This window comes from Nonomuraea sp. H19, from assembly GCF_052068215.1.
In the GTDB taxonomy this organism is placed as follows: Bacteria; Actinomycetota; Actinomycetes; order Streptosporangiales; family Streptosporangiaceae; genus Nonomuraea.
The window spans coordinates 55,725-77,234 of the sequence record NZ_JBQHCV010000036.1 but is presented as its reverse complement, the minus strand read 5'-3'; the positions used below and the strand labels follow the sequence as shown (position 1 = coordinate 77,234).

General features: G+C 70.3%; 21 protein-coding genes and 1 pseudogene. 9 read left to right on the top strand and 13 right to left on the bottom strand.

What is annotated here, in order from left to right; translation table 11 throughout:
- Positions 1 to 11 precede the first annotated feature (11 nt).
- Positions 12 to 383, bottom strand: a pseudogene (locus ACTMTI_RS49180) (DUF4158 domain-containing protein); the annotation flags it as partial.
- 315 nt (positions 384 to 698) lie between these two features.
- Positions 699 to 1,415 (bottom strand): TetR/AcrR family transcriptional regulator C-terminal domain-containing protein, encoded by a 717-nt coding sequence (locus tag ACTMTI_RS49175; RefSeq protein WP_441127797.1) that lies wholly within the window; start codon positions 1,413 to 1,415, stop codon positions 699 to 701.
- A 115-nt stretch (positions 1,416 to 1,530) separates the two neighbouring features.
- Between ACTMTI_RS49175 and ACTMTI_RS49170 the strand changes: the two genes are divergently transcribed.
- The 5 genes from ACTMTI_RS49170 (at position 1,531) to ACTMTI_RS49150 (ending at position 5,479) form a co-directional block, all read left to right on the top strand.
- On the top strand, positions 1,531 to 2,112 hold the full coding sequence (locus ACTMTI_RS49170) for an NADPH-dependent FMN reductase (protein WP_441127796.1): 582 nt from the start codon (positions 1,531 to 1,533) through the stop codon (positions 2,110 to 2,112).
- A 6-nt stretch (positions 2,113 to 2,118) separates the two neighbouring features.
- A complete protein-coding gene (locus ACTMTI_RS49165) occupies positions 2,119 to 3,597 on the top strand; it encodes an MDR family MFS transporter (protein ID WP_441127795.1) in 1,479 nt (492 codons plus the stop codon).
- Between the two features lie 172 nt (positions 3,598 to 3,769).
- Positions 3,770 to 4,384, top strand: coding sequence for an MBL fold metallo-hydrolase (locus ACTMTI_RS49160; RefSeq protein WP_441127794.1), 615 nt, complete (start codon positions 3,770 to 3,772; stop codon positions 4,382 to 4,384).
- A 49-nt stretch (positions 4,385 to 4,433) separates the two neighbouring features.
- The gene (locus ACTMTI_RS49155; RefSeq protein ID WP_441127793.1) at positions 4,434 to 4,631 is read left to right on the top strand and encodes a hypothetical protein; all 198 of its coding nucleotides are present in this window, start codon (positions 4,434 to 4,436) and stop codon (positions 4,629 to 4,631) included.
- Positions 4,632 to 4,948: 317 nt separating this feature from the next.
- Positions 4,949 to 5,479, top strand: coding sequence for a recombinase family protein (locus ACTMTI_RS49150; RefSeq protein ID WP_441127792.1), 531 nt, complete (start codon positions 4,949 to 4,951; stop codon positions 5,477 to 5,479).
- Between the two features lie 75 nt (positions 5,480 to 5,554).
- Here the strand turns inward: ACTMTI_RS49150 and ACTMTI_RS49145 are convergent, their stop codons facing one another.
- The gene (locus tag ACTMTI_RS49145) at positions 5,555 to 6,436 is read right to left on the bottom strand and encodes a PhzF family phenazine biosynthesis protein (RefSeq protein WP_441127791.1); all 882 of its coding nucleotides are present in this window, start codon (positions 6,434 to 6,436) and stop codon (positions 5,555 to 5,557) included.
- A 275-nt stretch (positions 6,437 to 6,711) separates the two neighbouring features.
- The gene (locus ACTMTI_RS49140) at positions 6,712 to 7,017 is read right to left on the bottom strand and encodes a DUF1330 domain-containing protein (RefSeq protein WP_441127790.1); all 306 of its coding nucleotides are present in this window, start codon (positions 7,015 to 7,017) and stop codon (positions 6,712 to 6,714) included.
- 188 nt (positions 7,018 to 7,205) lie between these two features.
- On the opposite strand from ACTMTI_RS49140, the gene ACTMTI_RS49135 reads away from it, so the two are divergent.
- Both ACTMTI_RS49135 and ACTMTI_RS49130 read left to right on the top strand, forming a co-directional pair.
- Positions 7,206 to 7,550: a LysR family transcriptional regulator gene (locus ACTMTI_RS49135; RefSeq protein ID WP_441127789.1), complete on the top strand. Its 345-nt coding sequence runs from the start codon at positions 7,206 to 7,208 to the stop codon at positions 7,548 to 7,550.
- The gene (locus ACTMTI_RS49130; RefSeq protein WP_441127788.1) at positions 7,538 to 8,107 is read left to right on the top strand and encodes a LysR substrate-binding domain-containing protein; all 570 of its coding nucleotides are present in this window, start codon (positions 7,538 to 7,540) and stop codon (positions 8,105 to 8,107) included. Before ACTMTI_RS49135 ends, ACTMTI_RS49130 begins: the two co-directional genes overlap by 13 nt.
- Here the strand turns inward: ACTMTI_RS49130 and ACTMTI_RS49125 are convergent.
- Entirely contained in the window at positions 8,042 to 8,539 is a 498-nt protein-coding gene (locus ACTMTI_RS49125) for a DUF4158 domain-containing protein (protein WP_441127787.1), read from the bottom strand. The two genes, ACTMTI_RS49130 and ACTMTI_RS49125, sit on opposite strands and share 66 nt — an antisense overlap.
- A 196-nt stretch (positions 8,540 to 8,735) precedes the next feature.
- Here ACTMTI_RS49125 and ACTMTI_RS49120 point away from each other — a divergent pair, with 196 nt between their 5' ends.
- Positions 8,736 to 8,978 carry a hypothetical protein gene (locus tag ACTMTI_RS49120; RefSeq protein ID WP_441127786.1) on the top strand — a complete coding sequence of 81 codons (243 nt, stop codon included), beginning with the start codon at positions 8,736 to 8,738 and terminating at the stop codon, positions 8,976 to 8,978.
- A gap of 351 nt (positions 8,979 to 9,329) precedes the next feature.
- Here ACTMTI_RS49120 and ACTMTI_RS49115 read toward each other — a convergent pair whose 3' ends face one another.
- The 7 genes from ACTMTI_RS49115 to ACTMTI_RS49085 form a co-directional block, all read right to left on the bottom strand.
- Positions 9,330 to 12,566: a tetratricopeptide repeat protein gene (locus ACTMTI_RS49115; RefSeq protein ID WP_441127785.1), complete on the bottom strand. Its 3,237-nt coding sequence runs from the start codon at positions 12,564 to 12,566 to the stop codon at positions 9,330 to 9,332.
- Between the two features lie 6 nt (positions 12,567 to 12,572).
- Complete coding sequence (locus tag ACTMTI_RS49110; RefSeq protein WP_441127784.1) at positions 12,573 to 12,953, bottom strand: hypothetical protein; 381 nt, start codon at positions 12,951 to 12,953, stop codon at positions 12,573 to 12,575.
- Between the two features lie 526 nt (positions 12,954 to 13,479).
- Entirely contained in the window at positions 13,480 to 15,486 is a 2,007-nt protein-coding gene (locus ACTMTI_RS49105) for a S8 family serine peptidase (protein ID WP_441127783.1), read from the bottom strand.
- A gap of 41 nt (positions 15,487 to 15,527) precedes the next feature.
- Positions 15,528 to 15,722: a hypothetical protein gene (locus ACTMTI_RS49100; RefSeq protein ID WP_441127782.1), complete on the bottom strand. Its 195-nt coding sequence runs from the start codon at positions 15,720 to 15,722 to the stop codon at positions 15,528 to 15,530.
- Between the two features lie 80 nt (positions 15,723 to 15,802).
- Entirely contained in the window at positions 15,803 to 17,914 is a 2,112-nt protein-coding gene (locus tag ACTMTI_RS49095; RefSeq protein ID WP_441127781.1) for a PatA/PatG family cyanobactin maturation protease, read from the bottom strand.
- Positions 17,915 to 18,039: 125 nt separating this feature from the next.
- Positions 18,040 to 18,216 carry a hypothetical protein gene (locus ACTMTI_RS49090; RefSeq protein ID WP_441127780.1) on the bottom strand — a complete coding sequence of 59 codons (177 nt, stop codon included), beginning with the start codon at positions 18,214 to 18,216 and terminating at the stop codon, positions 18,040 to 18,042.
- A gap of 520 nt (positions 18,217 to 18,736) precedes the next feature.
- A complete protein-coding gene (locus ACTMTI_RS49085; RefSeq protein ID WP_441127779.1) occupies positions 18,737 to 18,877 on the bottom strand; it encodes a hypothetical protein in 141 nt (46 codons plus the stop codon).
- A gap of 676 nt (positions 18,878 to 19,553) precedes the next feature.
- On the opposite strand from ACTMTI_RS49085, the gene ACTMTI_RS49080 reads away from it, so the two are divergent.
- Positions 19,554 to 20,168: a hypothetical protein gene (locus ACTMTI_RS49080; protein ID WP_441127778.1), complete on the top strand. Its 615-nt coding sequence runs from the start codon at positions 19,554 to 19,556 to the stop codon at positions 20,166 to 20,168.
- Positions 20,169 to 20,551: 383 nt separating this feature from the next.
- Here ACTMTI_RS49080 and ACTMTI_RS49075 read toward each other — a convergent pair whose 3' ends face one another.
- Positions 20,552 to 21,331 (bottom strand): hypothetical protein, encoded by a 780-nt coding sequence (locus ACTMTI_RS49075; RefSeq protein WP_441127777.1) that lies wholly within the window; start codon positions 21,329 to 21,331, stop codon positions 20,552 to 20,554.
- Between the last annotated feature and the right edge of the window lie 179 nt (positions 21,332 to 21,510).

Below are 21,510 nucleotides of genomic sequence, written 5' to 3'. Positions count from 1 at the left end.
ACCTCGGTCACCAGCCGCGACAAGGTGGTGATGCCCGGCAGCAGCACCCGATGCTCGATCAGCCACAGCACCGCCCGATCGAACAACTCCCGGCGCGAGTCCCGGCTCTTGCGCACCCGGGAGGCGATGAAGGTCGCCACCTCGTCCTCGGCGGCCGAGAACTCGCGATAGCCCAGCATGGTCCGGATCTTCGAGGCATGCTCGTACGGCGTCTGCGGGCGGTCGCCGTACAACTTCGCCGCCGAGACATCGGCGATTCCCAACTGTTCGGCCACGTACTCGACCACCACCTGCGGCACGTCGGCCGGCCCGGAGTCGGTCAGGAACGTGCCGAGCATCCGCACCGTGCCCCACTGGATGGACCAGCCCAGGCGGTTGTGCAAGCGCCGTTGTCCCGCGCTTCCTTCAGCGCGGCGGCGTCCAGGAAGAAGAACTTTTCCAGTTCCTCCGGCGTCGGGTCCGCCACGAACCGGCCATACCGGTCAGCTTGTGCGGCGGACAGATACTCCTGCGCCATGCCCCGTTACGCTACGCGCATTTAGATCACTACCAGTCGGTACGTCCAAATCGAGACCGACTCGCCCTGTCCGCAGACCCGATGTGACGCGCGCCGTCTCTCGGAGGCTTAGGGAGCAGAACGGAAAGGTCGTCCGGGAGTGATCGCGATCTGTTGCCCGTCCATGCCGATGCGGGCTTCCTCAGATGTTCAGGCGGGCGGCGATGCCGTCGAGGAGGCAGTTGAGGCCGAGGTCGAACTGCCATCGGGTGTCGTCCTTGCGCGTGGCGGTGCGCAGGTAGTGCTCGTAGATGGGATAGCGGCCGGTCCGCATGTGCCAGGTCATGAGCGGGGCGAGCTCGCTGCGTAGCTCGTCGCCGCTGGACAGGCTCTGCTCGCCCATGAAGGCGCTGACGGCGCTCTCGTAGCTCATGGCGCCGTGCACGTAGGCGTCCACGCCGCGGAAGACGCTCATCATCGTGTCGGGGTCCAGGCCGAGGCCGTCGAGCGCCGCCAGGGCCCTCTCGGCCACGGCCATCACGTTGGGCGTGAGGGCGAGCTTGGCCTGTGGCGGGAGCTGGGCCAGCCATCGGTGGTCCAGCATCAGCTCGCGCGTGCGTACGGCGAGCGCGCGCAGGCTCTCCCGCCAGCCGAGGCCGCCGGGCAGGCGCAGGTCGGCGTAGACATGGTCGACCATGAGTTCCAGCAGGTCGTCCTTGCCGGACACGTGGCGGTAGGGCGCCATGGGGGCGACGCTCAGCTCGGTGGCCAGGCGGCGCATGGTGATGGCCTCCAGACCTTCGGCGTCGGCGATCGCGACGGCGGCCGTGGCGATGCGCTGTGGAGACAGGACTTGGCGGGGAGCCGGCGCGGGCCGCTCTAGCCGCTCCCATAGCGATGTGCTCTTGTCGGTGGTCATGCCGCCGGTCCTCTCTCCTCCACATTTCGATACAACGTATCAGTGGTAGACAACGTACACATTAATGTGTACGTTGTCTGGCGAAATATACGTTGTACACACTCAAGGAGTGTCAATGCTCAAGATCGCCGTCATTCTCGGCAGCACCCGTGAGGGACGTTTCGGCCCCGCCGTGGCGAACTGGCTGCTGGACCACCTCCATCAGCGCGACGACATGAGCGCCGACCTGATCGACTTGGTCGAGACCCCGCTGCCGGCCGTCTTGCCGGTGCTCGGCAAGCCACCGGCCTCTCAAGAGGACAGGGAACTGCTGGCGGCCGTCTCGCCGCGCCTGGCGGCGGCCGACGCCTTCGTCATCGTGACGCCCGAGTACAACCACAGTTTCCCGGCCGCGCTGAAGAACGCCATTGACTGGCACGGCGTCGAATGGCAGGCCAAGCCCGTCGCTTTCGTTTCCTACGGCGCCTTCTCCGCCGGGCTGCGCGCGGTCGAGCAGCTCCGGCTCGTCCTGGCTGAGCTGCACGCCGTCACCCTGCGTGACAGCGTCGGCCTGCAGCATCCGTGGGCGCAGTTCGACGGCGACGGCAAGGCCCTCGACTCGGCCGCCGACGCCGCCGCCAAGGTCATGCTGGACCGGCTCGCCTGGTGGGCGCACGCGCTGCGCGAGGCCAGGACGGCCCGCCCCTACGCTGTCTGAGGCGTCATGACACGCCTGGGCGTCTTCGGACTACTGACCGGCATGTTCCTGGCCATGCTCGACGGCCTGATCGTGGGCACTGCGCTGCCCACCATCGCCGGCGACCTGGGCGGCCTGGACCAGCTGCCGGGCGTGGTGACCGCGTATATGCTGGCCGCCGCGGCGACCACGCCGATCTGGGGCAAGGTCGGCGACCTGCTCGGCCGCAAGGCCACCTTCATCTGCTCCATCGTGCTGTTCCTGGCCGGCTCCGCGCTGTGCGGTCTGGCCCAGACCATGGCCCAGCTCATCGCCTTCCGCGCGGTGCAGGGGCTCGGCGCGGGCGGGCTCATGGTCGGCGCGCTGGCCATCATCGGCGTGCTGGTCCCGCCGCGCGACAGCGGCCGGCTGCAGTCGATGATCGGTGCCATCATGCCGGTCGCCTACGTCGGCGGGCCGCTGCTGGGCGGGCTGCTCACCGACCACCTCAGCTGGCGCTGGACGTTCTACGTCAACCTGCCCATCGGCACCCTGGCCCTGCTGCTCATTGCCACCCACATCCACCTGCCGCCCTTCGAGCGGGGCCGGCCGCGCATCGACTACGTCGGGGCGTCCCTGCTGACCGTCGCCATCGTGGCCCTGACCCTGCTGGCGGGCGGCACCCCCTGGCCCTGGGCCCTCGGCGCGATCGGCGCGCTGGCCCTGGCCGCGTTCGTGGCCGTCGAACGCCGCACCACCGAGCCGATCATCCCGCCCCGGCTGTTCGCCGACCGGAACTTCACCCTCGCCCAGGTCCTGAGCTTCCTGGTCGGCGCGGTCATGCTCACCGTCACCAACTACCTGCCGCAGTACCTGCAGCTCGTGCAGGGCTCCTCTCCTGCGGCCAGCGGCATGCTGCTGCTGCCGCTGATGTTCGGCATGCTCGGCGCCCAGCTGCTCACCAGCCGCCTCATCAGCGCGAACGGCCGCTACCGCAGCTACCCGATCCTCGGCGCAGCCCTCATGGCCGGCGGCGCGCTGGCGCTGTTCCCGCTTGACGGAGACACCCCCGCCGCGCTCGCCTCGGCCCTGGCCCTCCCCATCGGGGCAGGCCTGGGCCTGGTGCTGCAGAGCACCGCCCTGATCACCATGAACAGCGCCGACCCGCGTGACATGGGCGCCGCCAGCGGCACGCTCACGCTGCTGCGCACCATCGGCGGCTCGCTCGGCATCGCCCTGCTGGGCACCCTGTACGCGGCCCGCGTACGCGACAACCTGGCCGCCCACCTGGGTCCGGCCACGGCCGACCGACTGACCATGAGGGGTGACCTCACCCCCGCCCTGCTGCCGACCCTGCCCGCCCAGACGGCCGACGCGGTCCGGTTGGCCGTCACCGGCGGCCTGCACGTCATCCTCATCGGCGCCGCGGCACTGTCCGTCATCGCCTTCGCCATCGCCTGGCTGCTCCGCGAAACCCCACTGCGGACCAGCAGCACCGACGCCGACGCACCTGCCCCCGCCTGTTGACTCGGATGATGGGGCCTTCGCCGTGACCCATGGCAAGGAGTCTCGACATGCAATTCTTCTGTCACTACCGCGATCGGCCTGGCTCCGCGACGCTGCGCGCCGGGCAGGCACGAGACGATCTGGGGCCGCCGGGCGGTGATCGTGTTGACGTCGACGCCGATAGGGTGATCCGGTGAGACTGACGCATTTCGGACACGCCTGTGTGCGCGTCCAGGACGGCGATCGGGTGCTGGTGATCGATCCGGGCACCTTCTCCGACGCGGAGGCGGCGCTGCCCGGAGCCACGGCCGTACTCGTCTCCCACGAGCACCCCGACCACATCGACGTCGAGGCACTCAAGGCCGCCCGGGCAAGCAACCCCGCGCTGACCGTCCACACCCATGCGGCGCTGGCCGCCGAGCTCGGCGAGGGAGCGGTCGCGGTCGCCGCAGGTGAGACCTTCACCGCCGCCGACTTCACCGTGAAGGCCGTGGGCGGCGTGCACGCTGAGGTCATCGACGGACTGCCCGGCTGCCCGAACCTCGGGTTCATCGTGAACGGCCTCTACCACCCGGGAGACTCCCTGTTCGTCCCCACCGACGAGGTCGACACCCTGCTGGTCCCGGCGGCCGGACCCTGGCTGAAGATCGGCGAGGCCATCACCTTCGTCCGAGGCGTCCGGCCGGCCCGCGCGTTCCCGATCCACGACATCCAGCTCAGCAAGGTCGGTCTGGAATACTTCGACTCGTGGCTTGAGGAGGAGACCGACTACGCCCGCATCCCCGTGGGCGATTCAGTCGATCTCTAGACCAATGCGGTGACCAAGAAGAAACATTCGCCGGGGTTAATCATGCGGCTTGGCAGCGGGGGTGGCCCCAGCGCTGCTGGTGATCACGCCGGCGGCAGCGGCCACCGGCGTGTACTGCTCCATCAGCCGTACCGTGACCCTGGTCGCCCGCGACGGCGCCACCTCCGCCGCCTTTCCCACCGCGCTGCATACGCTGGCCAACCGGGTGCTGCAGCAGACCGGCATCCAACTCCGTCCTGAACCCTGATGCCCGGCCACAGTGTGAAGGGCGGACCCGTTCGGGTGAACTTCCAAGCTCATCACCAAACAGGGCTGGACCAGCAGGGAGAAATCTCGCTGACCAGCGCCTTATCGCTTGGCGGGAATCTTCGGCCGGATATGACCAGGACCCCATATCCTCCAGCCAGAGTCCAGGATTCGCAACGTTACGAACGAACTCGCACTGAAGCCGAGCCCATTGCTCCGATCGCCGGTCGGCGTCTTCCTCCTGATCTCCCACGAGGGGCATCCTGGCAGAGGCCACCGACAACACGAGTTCTCAGCCACGCAGCCTCGGAAAGCAGTGTGACAAGTGCGCGCCAGATCGACGCCCTCAAGACCGCCGGCTGCGCCCGGATCTACCTCGACAAGGCATCCGGCGTCAAGGGCACCACCCGGCCCGGCTTGACCGCCGCCCTCGATCACATGCGCCGCGGCGACACCCTCGTCGTGCTCGACCTGACCCGGCTGGGCCGCGACACCCGCGAACTCCTCGCCATCGTCGAAGCCGACCTGCACGCCAACGGCCGCCACTTCCGCACCCTCGACGGCATCGTGCTCGACACCAGCGACGACATGTGCGGCGAACTGATCTTCACCGTGTTCGCCGCCATCGCCAAGTTCCAACGTCAGCAGATCGTCAAAGGCACCCGCGAAGGCCTCGACGCCGCCCGCGCCCGAGGCCGCGTCGGCGGCCGTCCTCGCGCCCTGACCTCCGAACAGATCGCCGACGCCCGCGTCCTGCTCGGCGCCGGACAAACCCGAACCGCCGTCGCCGCCAAGCTGCGCGTCTCCCGATGGACACTCAGCCGCGCCCTCGACACCGCGTCCCGCTGACGGCCGCCACCGGGTGCCAACGCTTGACCGCAGCGGACAGCCCCAGCCCATGCGCGGATCGCAGAAGAGGACGGTCTAGTTGTCGCCTCGGTGTCCGTCGCGGACCACCGCTAACCCGCCGACCCGGGTCGTGATGCCCGCCGGCCCGCGTCGGGCCGAAGCGAGCACGCTGGCCGGTCGACCGAGGGTGTCACCCTGCTCCACCTCGATCGCGACCGTCTGTGCCCCTGTCGTGTCGAGCAGGTGGGCGGCCAGGCAGCCGGTGCTGTTGGCGTTGGCGACGTCCTCGTCGACACCGATCGCCGGCGCGAACATCCGCGCCGCACCCGGTCGGTCGCCCACCGGCGGTGCGTACACGAAACAGCCGAGGAGCCCGTACCGCTGGCACGCCGCTGTCAGCCTGCCGAGGTGTGGGTGGACTCGGAGCAGCGCCGACCGGTCGTGGACCGGTACCAGCATGCGTGGTGCGCCGGGCGCGGCGATCCGTGGCGCGTCGGTCGGATGCGGATCGTCCGCGGTGAGCCCGAGCGCGGCGACGATCGCGGCGCGCTCGTCCGGTGCCGGGTGACGCAGCGCAACGAGGCCCTGGTCGAACCACACCTCGATGCCGGCGGGGCGGCGGATCGCGACGGTGTCGAACGTGCGCCCGCCGGTGTGTTGGCAGTCGTTCAGCTCGCCCAGCGCGGTGCGGGTCAACCGGACGGCCTGCGCGGCAACGGTGCCATGGCCGCAGCCGGACAGTTCGGCGGTGGCGGTGAAGAACCGGACCGGCCAGCCACCGTCCGGCGTCCGCCCCGGGCCGAGGAACGCCGCGTGCGAGGTGCCGGCCGCAGCAGCGACCGCACGCCGGTCCGCGTCCGTCGCCGCCGGGTCGTCGTCGGTGACGGCCGTGGGGCTGCCGCCCCGGCCGTCGCGCCGCACGCACGCATCAACCACCGTGACATCCGGCCAGGACATCGGCCCTCCTTTGACGCTCAACGAACCGGCAACCGCGAACGGCGTTCCGCCGATAGCCGGACCTGGCCGCAACGGCCGACCGAACGCGTTCCGGAGCGTACCGTCCTGCCTCAGCCGGTGCCGTCCCGCACCGGATAGTGGATGATGACCGCACCACCGGTGGCGTAGTTGCGAACTGGGACGCGGGGCATGGCTTCGAACTCGTCTCGTGAGTCGTCGTTCAGCACCGTGTGCGTATCAGGTGACGGATGCTCAGCGATGGCTGGGCCCGCCGGTCAGTCGATGCCTTCGATGATGCGGAAGTCGCGCTCGAAGCCGTCGGGGAGGGCCACCAGCGCCTTCTGGTATGCCTCGCTCTCGTATGCCGCGACGGCCTGTTCAAAGCTGTCGAACTCGATCAGAACGACGCGTTGCGTGATTCCGGCCTCGTGGGCGACGACTCGACCGCCACGGGACGGGATCCGGGACAGGACGCGCCCGCCCCCAGCCTGGACAGCCGGACCGGCCAGCTTGTCGTAGGCAGTCAGCCTCTCAGGGCCGGAAATGGCGGGGTAGACACTGACCCAGTAGCCCTTAGCCATGGAAACCTCCTGTGTTGGGCCGGACACGTCCGACTTCGAATTGACACTCAGATCGATCGATCCCGGCGACGGGTACTGCGGTCACTTGAATCGTCATATGCGCAGGTTAGGGCTTGATGTGCGGTCGAGGGAAAGACCGGTACGGGATAGACTCAGAACGGATCGTTATCAATCGGCAGGGAGGGCACGTGGCGCCGGATACGGTGAGCCTGCGGTACTTCCTGGTGCTGGCGCAGGAGTTGAACTTCACCCGCGCGGCCGCACGGATCGGTATCGCACAGCCCGCACTCAGCGCCCGGATGCGCCGATTGGAGGCGGAACTCGGTACGGCCCTGCTGGTCCGCAACACGCGTAGCGTCGTATTGACCACGGCCGGTGCGGCTTTGGCGGAGTCCGCGCCGCCCGCGCTGGCGGCGCTGGACCGGGCATGGGACACCGCCCGGAGCGCGGCGGCCGGTGAACTGGGCACGCTGCGCATCGGATACAGCCTCAGCGCCGGGCCGAGACGGCACCGGCCCTGGTGGACAGGCTGATTCGCGGCAACAGCGGACTCGAGGTCGGCGCGGTCCCGATGGCGACACCGGAGATCTGCCCCGCGGTCGCCGACGGCCGCATCGATGCCGGGATCACCCGCGGTGAACAGCCGGGCCGTGGCGTGCGCCGGTTCCTGCTGCGGCGTATGCGCGTCGGGGTCCAGCTGGCGCAGCACCATCCGCTGGCCGAACACCCGGAGATCGAGATCGCCGACGCGGCCGCGTATCCGCTGCGACTCCCGGACCGTGCGGCCAACCCCGTGATCCACGATCAGCTGTCCGCACTGTTCCGAGACACCCGACCACACCCCCGATTCCACACGCCCGCAGTCTCTTTCGACATGTCTCAGCGCGACCTGCGTGACGGGGTCACCCTCGCCCCGGCCGGAGAAGCCGCGGTCACGGCACAACCGGCCGGTCTCACCTGGCGACCGCTGCGGGGCGCGCCCAGCCTGACGATCCACCTGGTCCTCCCACGCGAGCAGTCGCCGCTACACCGCCGCATCCGTGCCGTCGCCAAAACCCTGGCGCACGAGCTGCACTGGCTGCCGGACTGACGCGCAAGAGGTCAAGCGAGACGGACGTCTGCGGTGGCGAGGCCGAAGACCTTGCGCCCGGCGGACTTCGCGGTGATGACGACGGCGGTCTTGCTGAATGTCCGACACGACCTCGCTACGCCGGCGGATCAGCATCCGATGATGGCCCCGGGTCCGGTCCGAGTCGTACACCGCGGCGACGTCCTCGCCCAGCCCGAGATCTCGGCGGATGTGGGCCACCACTGCCTCCGGGACGTCATCCAGCCGGGGGAAATAGCCCATCCGGTTGAAGCACTTCAGCTGCACCATCAGTGCCAGCAGGTGGTTGTCCGACCGCACCTGCCCACTCGCCCACGCGATCTCCTCCGTCTGCGGCGTGTAGAACACGTGCAACTCCCGGGCCGACAGGAATCGCTTGAACCGCGGATACGCGGTCCGCTCGATCGACGTCACGCCACAACCCCAGACCCGTAAATATCAACCCATACGGATCGAGGAACGTACCAAAAGATCAACTACGCCGAGGGCTGAGATCGATCACATCCGGGAACCCCTGCCCTCACCAGCGCAAACCCGAGGGCCGCTCAGCCTATTGCCGGTTTCCGCCGTACCTTGGCTGCACCCCCGCAAGAACGTCACCGCCTGCGAGATGCGCATCGACGATCTCCTCATCGACGGCCCCCGGTTCGCCGCACGCTGCTACCTCAGCACCGACCACCGCAAACTCGGACACGTGGTGATCGAGTGGATCCTCATCGGCGAGGTCACCGAGGACGGACGGGTGCGGCACATCGACCAGCTGGGCCGAACCCTCGGCAACGCGGACAGCACCGGGGGTCGGGCTCGTAGGTCTCGAGTGCCAGCCGCTCACCGCGAGGCTTGCCAGGCTTGACGCATCTCCACGGGTGTCTGCCCCTTTCGCAGGGTTCGTCGGACGGGAGTGGGCGGCACCCGTCCGCCTGGCGGGTGGCGTCGCGGGCCGAGCTCGGTCAACTTGGCCTACGTGAAAGAAGAGATCATCGTCCTCTGACCTGCTGGAAGGGTCCTCCAACCCTAGATAACCATCGGTACGGGATGGTGATGGCCCTGGCCGACGAGCTGGCGCGCCGCGCTAGCTGTGTGGACCTCACGTGGCTACGAGCGGGTGGAAACGCGCCGATAGGCCCATGCGTCCGGTAGTCCGATGTAGGGGGACCAACCCTTGGCTCGCCGCTGGTTACAAGCGGAACCACTGGAATGCTGCTCAGCCGGGGTTGATCGTCACAAGGACGGCGCCCGGGAGGTGAGGGGCCTTGCGGGTCTCGGCGTACTCGCTCGCCAGCATCTCCTCGGTCTCGGCTTGCCGAAGCGCCTGTGCGAGCTCGATGGCCCGCTCGTACGGCGCGAGGGCGGCACGCGGGCGTGCGTCGGCGGCGCAGGCGCGGGCGTGAACCGTGCAGGCGGCCAGTTCCAGCCCCTCGTCACCGGCGTAGCGGAAGATCCGGGAGGCGTAGTCGGCGGCCCGCCCGGCGTCTTCGTAATCGCGGTTGGACAGGAGGGCATTGCTGAGGGAGAGCATGTTCAGCCCTTCGCTGACGCGCTCGCCGAGTGCGCGCCAGATCGGACGGCTCCTCTCGTAGCTGCGGATGGCCTTCTCGACCATCTCCAGCTCCAGGTATTTGTCGCCCATGAGGTCGCGGAAGAGGGCACGGCGTGCCCGTAGCGGGCGGGCGGCGGCGAGCAGCAGGCGGCGCGCCCGCCCGGCCACGGTGAGGTCCTTCGCGAGCCTTTCCGCCTCCGTCACGTCGCCGAGGGCGCGGTAGAGCCGGACGGCCTCGCGCAGCGCCGCGTCCGACTCCTTGTGCCTGCGGGCCTCGCGCAGGGTGACGGCGAGGTTGACGAAGGAGTCGGCGAGCGGCCGCTGATCGTCGAGCTCGCGGCACAGGGCGATGTGCTCGTGGTTGACGGCGATGGACTCCTCGTGGCTCCGCAGCACGCCAAGGGCCAGGGCCTGCGCGTTGAGCGCCATGCGTTCGCCCTCACGGTCGCCGGTCTCCCGGCAGACGCGCAGCGCCTCGGCGGCGGTCTCGGACGCGGTCTCGTACAGGGAGTCCTCCTGCTGGACGATGGCGAGCCTGGCCAGCGCGCCGCCCTCGGCGCGCCGGTCGCCGCGACGGCGATGCAGCCGCGCCGCCCGCTCGTACGTCTCCATAGCGTCGATCCGCCGCCCGAGCGAGAGCTCGACCGGGGCGAGCATGGCCAGCGCCCGTGCCTCGTCGTCGTCCGCGCCGACGCCGGCGAAACCGTCGGCGGCCAAGCGCAGCACCCGCGCGGCGTCCCCGAGCTTGTTCTGCCGGATCCAGATCAGCCCGATGTTCGCCAGCGTCGCCGCCTCCCAGGCGGAGTCCCGGAGCCTCTCGTACAGGTTCGACGCGACGTAATAGCCTTCGTACGCCTCGTCCAGCTCGCCGAGCTGGGCGTGTGCCTCGGCGTAGTGGCACGCCACCTCGGCGGCCCTGCTCACGTCGTCGTCGAAGTCCGCGAGCTGTTCCAGGTTCCGCTCGTGGATCTCGGCGGCCTCGCGCAGCCTGCCCTGCGCGCGCACGGCCAGCCCGAGGGTGAGCAGCGCCTCGGTCTCCCGCCAGCGGGCACCCGCCGCGCGGTGGCGCTCCACCGCCTCGCGGGCGTGCGTCTCCGCCTCCTGGGGCCGGTCGTCGTCGAGCAGGGCGTGGGCGAGGTTGTTCAGCGCGATGCCCGTGTCCTCCTGGCCGCCCAGCCGGTCGAAGTCCGCCACGACCTCACGTAACAGGGCGAGGGCCTCGCCGCGCCGCCCGAGATCGCGCAGTACGCTGCCCAGATTGCCGCGCGCTCGCGCGAGCCCCCGCGTGTCGCCAGCGGTCTCGAAGAACTCGGCGGCCTCGCGGCAGGCGGCGATGGCCTCCTCGCCCCGGCCGAGCCGCCGCAGCATGGCGCCGAGGTTGACGAGCGTGGCAGCTCTGTCGCGGCCGTTCTCGGCGATGGCCAGGGCCTGCTCGCACGCGTCCAGCGCCTCTTCCAGCAGGCCCGCGTCGCGGTAGGCGATCCCCAGATTGTTCAGGGCGAACCCCTCGCGCTTGCGGTCCCCGAGATCGCGGGCGGCGTCCACGGCGGCCTGGCTCACCTCAACCCAGTCGTCATGGAGCCCGCGCAGCGACAGGTATGTGCCGATGTTCAGCGGCAGCTGCTGGAGCAGCTCCGGGGGAGCGGTGCGGATGGCCGCGAGCAGGCTGACCCGTTCGGCGTCCAGCCAGTCCAGGGCCTCCTCGCGGTCGGGGAAGCGGTCCTCGGGGGTAAGGGTGGGTTCGAGGTGGCTGAGGGCCGCGTCCACCGACGATCGGTAGTGGTCCATCAGCCTGGCGAGCGCTTGGTCGGGGGCGCGCGTGTGCTCGGCCGCGTACAGGCGTACGAGGTCGTGCATGCGCCAGCGGTCACCGTCCCGTTCGACGAGGTGCGCCCGCGCGAGGCCCTGGAGCACCCGCCGGGACTCGGGGACATCGAGCCCGGCGAGCACCGCGACCGCCTCGTCCGACACGTCAGGTCCGGGGACGACGGGCAGCAGCGTGAACACGGCGGCCTGCCCGGCCGTCAGCTGCCGGAACGACAGGTCGAACGCGGCCCTGACCGCGGCCTCCGCGTACTCCAGCCCCGCCAGCCCCGCTCGCGCCAGATCGTCGGCGAGCGCGGCAAGCGTGCGGCCGGGGTCGTCCGCGAGCAGCGCCGCGACGATCCGCAGCGCCAGCGGCAGGCCGCCGCACAGCTCCGCGACGCGGCGCGCCCCCTCGGGGTCGTGCGCGCAGCGGGCGTCGTCGGGGTTCAGCGTGGCCAGCGCCCGTTCGAACAGCAGCGCGCCGTCCTTCTCGTCCAGGGCATTCAGGCGTACGGTACGCGCGTCGAGCAGGCCGAGCGTGTGGCGGGACGTGACGATCGCGCAACCCGCGCCCACCGGCGGCAGCAACGGAACTACATCGGACGCGGACGCGACGTTGTCGATCACGACGAGCAGGCGGCGATCCTCCTTGGCCAGGGCGTTGAGCACGGACCGGTAGAGCCGCTCCCGGTCCTGCGTCGTGGGCGGCACGTGCTCGCCGGAGACGCCCAGTGCCCGCAGCCAGCCGTCCAGGACGCGGCTGGGGTCCACCCGCCGGGCCTCGTCGTAGCCCTGCAGGTCGGCGAAGAGGACCCCGCCGGGGAAGCCGTCAAGCGCGCGGTGCGCGGCGTGGACGGCGAGGGCCGTCTTGCCGACCCCCGCCAGGCCCGACACGACCGTCGCCGCGGCGCCCGCGCCCAGCCGCTCCAGGAGGGTGGCCAGCTCGGCGGTGCGGCCGGTGAAGGCGTCCTTATCCTGCGGGAGGCCGGAGAGCCCGGGCGACACGGGGGTCGGCAGGACGACACGGACGTCCCTGCCCTGGATGACCGTGCCGAAGAAGACGCCGCCGCTGATGGCGTTCTGGACCGAGTCCATCGAGCGTCATCGTCCGGTTCGTGCCTGGCCGTCCTCCACGCCCGGGCCGCCGGCCGGCGGCGGGCCGGTGATATCGCGGGCCTGGATCACCGCCCCGTGGAAGGTGCCGCCCTCGATCGTTTTACGCGTCTCGCCCGCCCCGGTGATCGAGGCGGGCCCCGCGGCGGCCTGCGGCGGAGTGGGCGAGGCGACCGCGCCGCGGCGGGCCAGCACCACCCCGTACGCCGACACCCCAAGCCCGGCCAGGCCAACGAACACCCCGATCACGCTGGCCAACTGATCGGCCTGCGCCAGATCCAGCACAATGAAGACCACGCCCAGCGCGCCGGCCACCAGCCCCGAGAGCACCAGCCCGGTCCACACCCACGGACTCTTCCCCATCGCCATGCCGCCATCATGACCCGCCCACCGCGCGACGGCCACCATCAGCGGGCAGGAAGCCGCCGGGGACACCCACGGGTCCACAACAGCACGATCTTGACGTTGCAGGCGGTGGCCTGCCAGAGCGGGAAGCGATCAAGCTGTCCTCGGGAAGCGATCTTCTATGCAGGTGCTTCGTCGCAGGACAACGTCATTCGTGAACGCCCCGTAGCGGAGTACACCGCACCCGCACCCGTGCCCCGCTGGCGCGAAGGCCGTGATGCCGGTGGGGCCCGCGGTCCAGTTCAACGGCCTCAAGCGGCTGACCAGCCAGTTCGCTTGACTACCCCAGATAACCATCGTGATGAGGTTGTCCGGCGGCGCGATCCCCGGCCATCGAGCGAGACCAGACGGCCGGCGAGCGGCGCCCTGATGCCGGCCGCAGGTAACAGACACGAGATGCGGACAGCCCTCGCAGTGTGGCGGAACGGAGACGTACGCCACGGCCCGGTTGGTTCAGCCCGTCAAGGGGCGCGGGCCGAGGTCTCGGTGGTCAGGTCAGCGGGTGGTGGACCCAGATGTTGGGTTCGGCGTAGACGGCGTGGTCGTGGGCGAGGCTGGCGTGCACGGGTACGAGCGCGCCAGGAACCACGACGTCTCCGTCGGTGTCGAACGGCAGCCCGGTCCAGGTCCGCCATTGGGCCAGGGATCCGGCCACGATCATGGAGGCGGGGGCGAGGCCGATGATGGTGCCGCCGGCGCGCACGTGGGTGCGTAGCCACGGGTCGGCGGGCAGGCTGTCTTCGGGCCGGGTACGCAGCGCGTAGTCGGCCATTGGGGTGTGCGGTTCGTGGTGTTTGCGGGTGGGCCGGACTGGGGCGACGACGTGGGCGAGCCCGGCCGTGCGGGCGGCGGTCTTCAGCGCGGCCAGGATCCGGCCGGGCAGGCCGGTGCCGCGGTGGCCGGGCTGGACGGTGATGGCGAGCAGGCCGAGGGTGTCGGGCGCCGTGCCGTGCTGCAGGTCGGCGTGGGCCCAGGTGAGGATGTCGTCCCAGCCGCCGTCGGGCAGCTTGCCGCGGCCGGGCAGGGCCAGCGCGAACGGCACGCCCCAGCCGCGGGCGATGACCTGCCGGCCCTCGTCGGTGGCCAGCACGGTGAACTGCGGGAAGTGTTCGTGGAGCCGGGCTTGGGCGCTCCACCGGCCGGCCAGGTCGTGGGCCAGGAGGGCCGGCATGTCCTGCACCTGCCCCGCCTGCTGCCCGGCTTGCGGGCCGGAAAACCCAGGCTGCTGGACGGGCTGGGTGGTGGCCAGGTCGGGGCGTTCGGCCAGGGAGGTGATCGTGATCTGCACGTCCGGTCGCGCCGTGACCGGCTGGGCTTGGCCGGCGGGAAGCTGGTGCGTGCAGCGGGCGTCGGCGGTGATCGGCGGGCCGTCCGGGCGGCGTGGGTGCAGGATGTGCGGTGGGGCGTGGGGCGGGCCGGGCGCGACTGCCGTGACACCGGGGCTGGCGGGCCAGGCGGGCGCGGTGCCGGTGAGCAGGTGGCGGGTGGCGGCGGGCAGGTCGAGGTAGCCGTTCAGGCAGCGGGCGGGCTTGCCGTGGGCCTGCTCGGTGGTGCAGGGGCGGGTGGTGGCCAGCAGCGCGTCCCGTACGGCGAGCGGGTCAGGAGGCTGGCCGAGGCGGTGTTGCAGGCTGAGCAGCAGCGCGGCGGCGCCGGTGACCAGGGCCACGGCGACGCAGGTGCCCTTCTGGGCTTTGATGCCACCGCCCGGGTGGGCGCCGTAGACGGCTTCGCCGAGGGTGGTCAAGCCGTGCCCGTGGTAGGCGGGGCCGTGGTTGCTGAAGAAGAACATCGCGCCGTCGGCGCGGTGCGCGCCCACCGCCAGCACGCCAGGCAGGTTGGCCACGGCGATGCTGTTGGTGCCGTAGTCGTTGCCGGCCGGGGCGGTGATGAGCACCCCGGCCTCCAGCGCGCGGGCGACGGCGCGTTTGAGCAGGGGGTCGGCGTCGTCGGAGGCGGTGTGGAAGGCGTTGGTGACCTGGATGAGATGGGCTCCGGCTTCCACCAGGTCGTCGATGGCGCGGGCGGCCGAGAGCGGGTCTGGCGGGTGGTCGTCTGTGGCGTGCGGGGACAGGAACAGGGTGCGGCAGCGGGGGGCCAGGCCGCACAAGATGCTGCCGGGCCGGCCGGCCAGCACGCTGGCGGTCCAGGTGCCGTGCTCGACCATGGGCGCGTCCGGTTCGGCCGGCGGTCCCCACCAGGCGGGCAGCAGGTGCACCTCGGCGCCGGTCAGGGCGGGGTGGGACAGGTCGGGTGGGCCGTCGATGACGCCGATGGTGATGCCCGCATCCCCGCCGCCGGTGTGACGGTGCAGTTCGTCGGTCCCGGGCACCGCTTGGGTGGGGTAGCGCGGCGGCGGGGCGGGCGGGCTGGACGGCGTGTCCGGCTTCCCCTCCCGCTGCGAGTCCGGTCGCGGGTCCGGCCGGGCGGCCGGCGGCACGGGGACGGTCCCGGTGATGGTTCCGCAGGTGGTGCCGGGGGCGGTGTGGGCATCGGCCATCGGCGTTCTCTCCAACGACTCAGAGCGGTGCGCGGGGTGGGTCAGGTGGCCGACAGTTTGGCTTGCTCGTAGGAGTGGGGGCTGAAGGCGGCCGGGTCGCCGGTGTTCGCGGAGAACAGCAGGTGCGCGCGGATGCGGACCTGCTGCTGCGCCGTGGCGGCGGTCAGGTCGATGGTGGTGTAGGGGTCGATCGGCTCGTCGCGGCGCACCGGTGGGGCCTGCGGGGGACGGCTCATGCGGGGTTCCTCTCGGACGGCGTCTGCGGGTAGATGGCCGGGGCCGCCGTGGCGGCCCCGGCGGCGGCGCAGGTGCGGGGTCAGGCTTCGGGCCAGGAGCGGACCTGGCCGATGGTGACCGGCAGCACGTCCTTGACATCGATGGTGAAGCGGTAGACGCGCTTGGCCCGCTTGCCGTTCTCGGGGTCGAAGAAGCGCAGCTTGACGTCCCAGCAGTCGCTGTCGGGCCGGCCGTAGGGGCTCTTTTCCACGTCGATGTTCTGCAACGCCATGCCACGCCCGAGGGCTTCGGCCAGCGTCTGGCGGGCCTGGACGGCGTTGGTGGCGGCGTAGTTGAGCGCGCGGTCGCGGCTGGTGGCGCCGAAGTTGCGCAGGTCGTAGTAGATGCGCTGCAGGAACTCGGCCACCGCGTTGCCGAGGCGGTCCTGCTCGGGTACCGCGCCGGCCTTGTTGTGGGCGGGCACGTCGCATTCGGCGACCACGGCCTGGGCCAGGCTCGCGACGGACCAGCCGTACAGGCCGCGGGTCAGGTTGACCTCGATCACCGGCACGTGCTGGCCGTTGAACAGCTTGACGGTGCGGCCGGGCAGCGTGCCGGGGACGGAGATGCGGTCGACGAACTCGGCGTCGTCCTCCGCGCGCAGCTGCTGCTCCAGGAAGTCGACGAGACGCTCGTAGACGCCGGGCCCGTACCCGCCGACCGGCTCGATGGCGTAGATCGGAGTCAGATCGAGGTTCAGCGTCCAGATCAGCGGCCGGGCCTCCGACGGGTGCTCACGCAGGTAAGCCACCATCTGGCGCGGGTCATACGGGTTGGCCGGCACGCCGTGCCCGTCGATGTCGGTATCGGGCATGAGCTGCTTGAAGGTGTCACGACGGGCCTCGGTGCCGAAGTCGTAGCCCAGCGAGCCGAGGGCGTACACCAGCCGCCGGGCCGCGGGCACCGCCTGGTCAGCGGAGGCGACGACTCCCGTGACGGCGCCGGCGCCGAGCGGGGTAGCGGCCACCACCGCACCCGGTGCCACCGGTGCCGGGACCACGGGGGCGGGGGTGAACGCCTCCGTGCCGCTGCACCCGCACCCGGTCTGTGCCTGCGGCGAGGTGCCACACGACAGCGCCACGGCCGTGACGGCGTTCTCACCCGCCGGCCCGGCTGCGGCGTCCAGGAGGCCCGCGGCCGTTTCGGCGGGGGTGGTGGAGGGAGTCACAGCAGGGGTCTCAGCAGGGGTGTCGGCAGAGGTCGTCACAGCAGTCACCGCTTTCGTGATGTTGAGTGTTCCGTTCAGATAGCGCGCGCACACCGCCCCCGAACCGGTTCGGGAGCCGGAGCCGAGGTCGGCTTCGTGGCGGGTCCCGGGGCTGGCCGTGCCCGCCACGGTCAGGGCTGAGGAGCTGGTGGCGGGGTCGCAGGGGGTGGCGGTGGCGCGCAGCAGCTCGCCGATCGCCAGGGGGTCGGGTTTGCCGCCGCGCTGCAGGTGCAGGCAGGCCAGCAGTGCCGCCACGCCGGAGACGATGGGTGCGGCCAGGCTGGTGCCGCTCATCGTCGCGGTGCCGCCGCCCGGGACGGCGACCGGGATGTCGTGGCCGGGCGCGAGCAGGCCCTGAAGTTGGCTGCCGGACCCGAAGTTGCTGCTGGCCAGCACCCGGCCATGCTCGTCGCAGGCGCCCACGGCCAGCACCCCGTCCAGCGCGGCGGGCACGTGATCGCACAGGCAGCCGTCGTTACCGGCGGCGGCGACGATCAGCACGCCTTGATCGCGGCAACGGCGAACCGCCCGGGCCAGCACGTCCTCGGCCTCGCCCGGCTCGGCGAGCTGGCCGCCGCTGATGTTGACGATGTGCGCGCCGGCGTCGGCGGCCAGCTCGATCGCGCGGGCCAGGTCCAGCTGGGAGGTGCGCCGCCCTTCGGCGAAGACCGGCACGCTGACCGTTCGGCAGCGCGGCGCTACCCCGGGGACGGGGCCGTCGTGCCGGCCGATCAGCACACTGGCCACCGCGGTGCCGTGCGCCGCCTTCCGGCCCAAGGCCTTCCCGCCCGGCCACACGTCCAGCATCTGGGTGAGCTTCGCGCCGGTGAACGCCGGATGCGTCTGGTCGATGAGGCCGTCGACGATGGCCATGGTGATCCGGTCATCGCCGGTGGTGCGCTGCCACAGCTCGGCCAGGCCGGGAATCGCGGACAGTTCGGCCATGTCACTCCTGACACTGGGGGATGTACAGGGAGCCTCGCCGGACGTGGTGCCGGCGGGTGGAGCGCCCGGCACCCTCGTCCCCGAGGACGAGGCGGGGCGCCGGACGCTCACCGGTTCACCTGCTGCTACTCGTCGCCCTCACCCGCGAACGGGATCATTCGCCAGCCCTCCGCTGACTGCTCGACGCCCGCGAACGGGTTTATTCGCCAGCCCTCCGCTGACTGCTCGACGCCGACCTGCTCGGCCGAGGGAACTCCGGTGATGGTCCGAGGGACGGGGGCGGATTGGATGGGCAGGGTCATGGATCTTTCCTTTCTGCTGGGCAAGTGATGCGTACGCCATCATGGCATCACTTATCGTGACTTAATGGCTACAAATGGCTACGTTTGCCGTGGGGATCGGCAGTGCCGATGGACGCCCGCTGCACCGGCGGGGCCAGCACCGGCAGCATCGAACGCGGCCTCGCCGGCCTGAGGGGCGCGCGAGCATCGCCCGCCGACCCCCTCGCGCTGAGGCCGCTCAGGGTGGGTGACTCCCCCTTCCGCATGCCGGCAGACTCTTTCGCGACGGCTCCCAAGGCATCCGCGCCGGCCGGGGCCGTCAGCCGCACGACGGCCCCGGCATGAGGCCGCGCCGGATCCGCGGCAGGACTCTCTCCCGGTCCGACACGGCCGAGCAGTTGCGACAGCCAGGCCCGGCCAAGTGTTGGCCACATGGCGCGCCCCACCGCCTCCTCCATTCAGACACCTGCCTTGGGGCAGGGATCCGCTCAGCACATGAGGGGCGAGCGCTCGCAAGATTGAGCGCTCACCCAGGGATCGGCTACTCGTCACCCTCGTCGGCGAACGGCATGTAGTCCTGCCCGATCCTGGACTGGTCGACGCCCGCATTGTCGGTGGCGGCGGTTCCGGTGAGGGTGCGCTCGACCGGGGCGGCCTGGCACGGCAGGTAGCTCTGCGACATGGTGAGGTTTCCTTTCCTGTTGGTGGACCTTCTGTTTGATCCACACCACCTGTGCATACTCTAAGTAATCAAATAAGAACGAAGAGTGATGTAGCGCGAGGGTGAGGACCGCCTGGCCTGTGACGGGGAATGTCAATTCCCTGTCACAGCAACTGCCTATGTCCGACGGGCCGGACCCGTCGGACATCCGATGGTCCGCCCGACCACTCGTACAGGCACAACGTGCCGACCGGCGTCTAGACCGGGGGCGACGTACTCGACCACCTCGTCGGGGGCGCCACACCGCGCGGGAAGCGTTCGTGCTGGGTGTAGAACTTCAGCGGCAGCGCGAAGGCCAAGCGCGTGCCGCGGCGGGTCCGGGGTCGGGGAACAATGAGACAGCCACTAGCGGTGAGATGGATCATGAGGCAGATGGTCGCCGCGACCTGCCGAAACACGCAAGATCCTGGAATCTCTCCGGACTGTTCCCTCCATGGTCAAGCCGAAAGCTGACTCAACGACGTTGGTCGCACACCGCCCTGACCTGCTCGGACAGCCCCTACCGCTAATGGCTGACCTCTCGTTCCTCGATCCCGGGGTAGTTGCGCGTAAGGAGCAGGCGCGGGCCAAGGCGGCACGCGAGCGACAGCAGGCCAGTCGGGATGAGCCACGCAGGCGGCGGGAGGCAGCACGCGGGATGAGCCTCCTGGATCTGGAAAAACGCCTGGCACAGGCCGCCAGCCAGTCCTACGAAGGTCCAGATCCGGCCGTGACGCTGGCCGAAGCATGGAAGGTGGGCGCGACGATCGCCGACCTTAGCGTGCACGCGATCGGGTGCCGATGGATCGGCCAGCAGCAGGGCATGGTCAAGGACCGCTTTCACATCCTCCAGGCGATCCCAGAATCGGACCTGGCGGAGATGACGAAGCATGCCGAGATCGATGAGCGATGCCTGTGCCGCAGACCGCAACAGGAGAGGTTGTTCGCTCAGCCGACGCCCCGGACGTCCAGGCGAAAGCCGCGCACTCCCACGAACCAGGCTCAGGGGATCACCCTCACGGTCGACCGAGGCGACGGGGCGGAGCCACTCGTCCTCGAGGGAGTCCAGCTCGCGCAGCGAGACCCGCTAGACCCGGAGGACCCGTACATGGAGGCGGACCCCGAACTGCGTCATGTAGCCAGCGTCGTCGACCACGGCCTCAGGCAATACCACGGGCTGGGCCGTACACCCGAGGAAGCCATCGAGCGACTGCGCCTGTTTCTTGCCGGCGAGCAAATCCCCGGAACGATCTTCCGTACCCTCGGTTGGTAAGCAGGGGCCTTCCGCCGGACACGGTCCGGCTTACCGCAGAGGCGCCGAGTCGGACTGACAGGCATGTGGTCCCAGGCCAGACGACGATGCGTCATGAAGACGTGTCTTAACCCCCAACAACCCGAGACAACCATCGCGACGCTCCACAAGGACGGGGCCACCGTGGAAGGCCGAGGCCGTAGAAGTGTCACGCCGTCCTCGATGTTCTCGACACCGAGACGACGTTGTCGACCGTGTGGTGACGACGGTCGTGACTGGGGCGGTGCCGGACGCGGGCAAGCGATCGCTCTGCCGGTCGTCGGGAGCCTCTGTCAGTCCTTCGCGATGGAACGGGAGACATAGGTGACGGCGAGTCGGGTCGCCGTCACCCGGGCGTCGGGATGCTACGCGGGCGGCTGGAGGACGGTGACCACGTGGGTGGTGCTCGCTGACTCGATGGTCGAGTTGCCGAGCAAGTTGACGGTGTACGTGTGTTCGCCGGCCCTGGTCGGCGTATCGGAGAAGCTGAACGACCCGTCGGCGGCGGAAGCTACCTCCCGGGCTTTCGAGACGATGGTGCCACCCGGGGTGATGACCTCGCGCGAGACGGTGATGATCGTCCGCGGGAAGGTGATGCCGTCGGCGCCGAAGGCGCCGCTGAATTCGAGTCGCTCGCCGACGTTGCCCGTCGCCGGTCCGGTCACGGTGAGCGTCGGCTGATACCTGGCCACCGTGACGGTCACCGAGGAGCCGCTACCCCAGAACCATGAGTTGCCCGGCCAGTACACCTGATACTTGAACGCCCCGATGGACGGCGGGGCGTCGGTGAATTGATAGGTCCCGTCCGCCGCCGTGGTGATCTCCTGGAACGGCCTGTCGGTGCCGTCGGGGAGCCAGCGGTACAGTTCGAGCGTCTGTACGCCGGGTGGCAGTCCGCTGCTCAGCGTGAGTCGTCCGCTGAAGGTCGACTGCTTGAGCGCGGTCACCTTGGAGGGAGCCGTCAAGGTCAGCGTGGAGGAGTGGTATGGCGAGGGCGGCAGCCGCCAGAGGTGCATCCGCCCGGTGCCGGGCTCTTTCAAAACCGCGAAGGTGAGTGTGCCGTAGAACTCGATGCTGCCCGCCACCACCGCCTTCCCCTGGTGGGCGGCTGTGTAGATGACCTCCGCGGTGGTCGCGTCGTACACCACGAGCTCCGCGTTTCCTCTCCTGTTGGTGGATCATCGGTGTGATCCACACCGCCAATGCGCACTCAACGTAATAAAATGAAAACAGAGAGTGATATAGCGTGAAAGTGAGGGCCCCTGGCCTGCCAGGGTGGCCAGGTCGGCCGGGTCGGGGTGAACGCGCGGTGGGTGCGCCGGGC